Origin of the sequence: Daejeonella sp. (assembly GCF_046590655.1) — a bacterium.
GTDB lineage: Bacteria > Bacteroidota > Bacteroidia > Sphingobacteriales > Sphingobacteriaceae > Daejeonella.
The window spans coordinates 1-3,499 of record NZ_JBKJUM010000107.1 but is presented as its reverse complement, the minus strand read 5'-3'; the positions used below and the strand labels follow the sequence as shown (position 1 = coordinate 3,499).

The window sequence follows — 3,499 nt, the reverse complement described above, 5'->3', positions numbered from 1 at the left end:
ATGATTTTCCTTGTTACCCACATGGGGCTTGCGCAACAAGTTGACCTTGGAAATAATAAAGAAATTGAAGGTGTAGATTATATTTTAGGAGCTGACACCCACGAGAGGGTTCGAACTCCTATTGATGCGAAGTATGCCAAAGTTACAGAACCTGGTGCCTTTGGGTCGTTTATATCTAAACTGGATATTGTGATTGAAGATGGGAAGATCAAAGATCACAATTACCAGCTTCTGGATGTTGACCCGAAAAAATACAAACCAGACAAAAAAATGTTAAGCATGGTTCAACAAGCTAAAGAACCCTATAAACATGAATTGGATAAAGTAATTGGAAAGACTCTGGTCCCTCTGCTTCGATATTACGTTTTAGAGAACCCGATGGATAATATGATTACCGACGCCATCATGTGGAAATTCAAACCTGATATTGCTTTAAGTAACGGCTTTCGTTTTTGCCCACCTTTAGTGCCAGATCCTAAAATCGGGACCGCAGATATTACTGCAGATTTTTTGTGGAGCATGCTACCGGTTGAAAGTGAAGCAAAGGGTGGTGAAGTTTCTGGCCGGCAATTGTGGAACTGGCTTGAACAAGAACTGCATAATGTGTTTGCAAAAGAACCGGCAGAACGTTTTGGTGGATGGGTAATACGCTTCTGTGGAATGGAAATAAACTTTACTGCTAACAATGACAAAGGTAAACGGCTGAACTGGGTAAAGGTGAAAGGCAAAAAAGTAGATATTGAAAAAATGTACAGCATAGTAGCCTGCGAGAGAGAAGGCGACCCTGACGATACGTTATGCCGTGTAGTAAATGTGAAAAATGCAAAGAAGCTCGGTGCTACATTACATCAGGTAATGACCGAATATCTGAAGGTTCATTCTCCGGTATCCCCAAAAATTGAAGGACGTGTGACCGCTACTGATCAGCCGTATAACTTACTGTCCCAATTAGAAGGATATGATTATAAATTTATTTAAAAAATAATTTCAGCAATCCATTAAATGATTCCCGCTTAAAAGGGAAACTGGAAATAGAATTAATTGTATTTGGCGATGGCCAGAACCTGCCTACCATAGAAATTGGGGAGACTGGTTGAAAAAGGAAGAAAACGTTTGCTAAAAATAAATGGATAATTACTTTAAAATAATTCAGGGCTCTTACACAGGCTATTTCAACTATCTGTTAGATGAAATATTACATCTACGCTGGCATAACTATTTTTATTGGTTAATCGGACTTTCTTTATTGGTTTGGCTATTGGAAATCATCCTGCCATGGCGAAAAAACCAGCCGGTATTTCGTCAGGATTTTTGGATGGACGGGTTTTATATGTTCTTTAACTACTTTTTATTTTCTTTAATTGCTTATAATGCCATTTCCAATGTGGCTGTTGCTGCATTTAACGATTTTTTAGGACTTTTTGGAATTAAAAACCTGGCCGCTTTTCAAATCCAGTCCTGGCCTAAATGGGGTCAGCTGCTGCTTTTATTTGTTCTGGCAGATTTTATTCAATGGAATGTTCACCGGACTTTGCACCGTGTACCCTGGATGTGGGAATTCCATAAAGTGCACCACTCTGTAAAAGAGATGGGTTTTGCTGCACATTTACGTTTTCACTGGATGGAATCCATTATTTACAAAACAGTGCAATACATCCCTTTGGCCATGATAGGCTTTGGCTTGCAGGATTTTTTTGTGGTTCATATCTTCGCAACCGCTATCGGGCATTTTAATCATTCTAATCTCAATATATCTTACGGACCCTTTAAGTATATCTTAAACAACCCTAAAATGCATATCTGGCATCATGCCAGAACATTGCCGGATGGCTCTTTTGGTGTCAACTACGGACTAACCCTGAGCATTTGGGATTATCTCTTTAAAACAAATTATATACCTGCCGATGGAAGAGATATCGCACTGGGATTTAAAAACGATGAAAGCTTCCCTAAATCCTTGGGCTCCCAATTAGTCTATCCCTTTTACCGCTAAGAAAACAAAGTGATATTACATTTAATATTTCCTTTATATAAAATATTATGCCAGCAAAAAAAATGACATCTTGGTTCAATAATTGAATAGTATAAATTATCCATATAAATAGTAACCTCATGAAACTTGCGTGAGCCTATCTGCGGTAGCAGGGCTTCATCACCTTAAAAAACAAATTATTCCCAAATGAAAAAAATAACTTTATTCTGTTTCCTATTGTTAACTTTTACAATAGCAACAACAAGTTTTGCTCAGGTAAAACAGGAGGCTTTCAGCGGTGCTAAGGCTACATTAAAAAATTATAAAGCACTTTATGTGCTCAATAGTGGTGATGAAAAGAAGATTTCCGGCACTCTTAAAAACATCAGAAATGTGCTGGAAGATCCACGCTTAAAGGGAAAGCTCGAGCTAGAGTTAATCGTATTTGGAGACGGGGTGGCGGTTTATGAAAAAACTGGCCCTTTTGAAGAACGCTTAAAAGACCTCCACTCAAAAGGAGTTATTTTGGCCCAATGTGAAAACACCATTAAAGAACGTGGAATAAATAAAAACAGCCTGTTCCCATTTATATCGTATGTGCCTACAGCAAACGGCGAGATCATTATCCGGCAATATCAGGGATGGGCAACTGTACATCCGTAAAAATAACGAAGTTAACTGAATTAATTGAGATGAAAAAGTTAATCATCATAATGATATGTATTCTTCCAGGGTTTGTTCAGGCACAATCTAAACAGGATACCTTATATGTTTATGGACCGGGCGGACCGGGAGCCGCCATGGAGGAAAGTGCAACAGTGTTTTCTAAGAAACATTCCATTCCTGTTAAAGTAATTGCAGGGCCGGAGCCAAAATGGATAGAGAAAGCAAAGCAAAATGCAGACCTGGTATTTGGCGGGGCCGAATACATGCTTACTCAGTTTAAAATGCAGCACCCGGGACTAATAGACAGCACTACAAGAACCGAATTATATAAAAGGCGGGCGGGGATTCTAGTTCGTCCCGGAAATCCTAAAAATATTACTTCACTTAAAGATCTTGCCAAACCGGGTGTCAACGTATTAGAAATTACCGGCGCCGGGCAATTAGGAATGTGGGAAGACCTGGCCGGAAGGCAAAATTTGATTGCAGGGATCCAAAAAAATATTAAAGGAGCGTTTGGTAATACGGCGTTAGCAATTGATGCATGGAAGGCTGATACTAATTATGATGCGGTAATAATTTTTGCGTCCTGGTATAACCGGCTAAAAGATGTATCTGAGCTGGTAGAAATCCCTAAAAAGCAAACCGTATACAGGGGAACGCCTATAGCTATTACAACTATTTCCAATCAAAAGCCGGAAGCCCGGCAATTTATACAGTTTTTACTCTCTGCAGAAGGTCATGCCATTTTCAAAAAATGGGGATGGGAATAGTTGTGCGCTTATGCAATGGTGAATGAGTAAGCAAACTATGTATTATACCACCAAATCTCGCCTGTAATTTTTGGCATATTATATGGGATTG

4 protein-coding genes are annotated in these 3,499 nt (G+C 39.1%); all 4 read left to right on the top strand.

What is annotated here, in order from left to right; genetic code table 11:
• A partial coding sequence (locus tag ACLL8Z_RS10485) for a 5'-nucleotidase C-terminal domain-containing protein (RefSeq protein WP_411274734.1) occupies window positions 1–978 on the top strand: 978 nt, incomplete at its 5' end.
• A 148-nt stretch (window positions 979–1,126) separates the two neighbouring features.
• Window positions 1,127–1,993 carry a sterol desaturase family protein gene (locus tag ACLL8Z_RS10480; protein ID WP_411274733.1) on the top strand — a complete coding sequence of 289 codons (867 nt, stop codon included), beginning with the start codon at window positions 1,127–1,129 and terminating at the stop codon, window positions 1,991–1,993.
• A 186-nt stretch (window positions 1,994–2,179) separates the two neighbouring features.
• On the top strand, window positions 2,180–2,635 hold the full coding sequence (locus ACLL8Z_RS10475) for a DsrE family protein (protein WP_411274732.1): 456 nt from the start codon (window positions 2,180–2,182) through the stop codon (window positions 2,633–2,635).
• 29 nt (window positions 2,636–2,664) lie between these two features.
• Window positions 2,665–3,408, top strand: coding sequence for a substrate-binding domain-containing protein (locus ACLL8Z_RS10470; RefSeq protein WP_411274731.1), 744 nt, complete (start codon window positions 2,665–2,667; stop codon window positions 3,406–3,408).
• The last annotated feature ends 91 nt before the right edge of the window (window positions 3,409–3,499 follow it).

Coding starts and splice junctions, on each gene's coding strand:
- ACLL8Z_RS10480 (WP_411274733.1), top strand. CDS start 1,127: ATGGATAATTACTTTAAAATAATTCAGGGCTCTTACACAGGCTATTTC.
- ACLL8Z_RS10475 (WP_411274732.1), top strand. CDS start 2,180: ATGAAAAAAATAACTTTATTCTGTTTCCTATTGTTAACTTTTACAATA.
- ACLL8Z_RS10470 (WP_411274731.1), top strand. CDS start 2,665: ATGAAAAAGTTAATCATCATAATGATATGTATTCTTCCAGGGTTTGTT.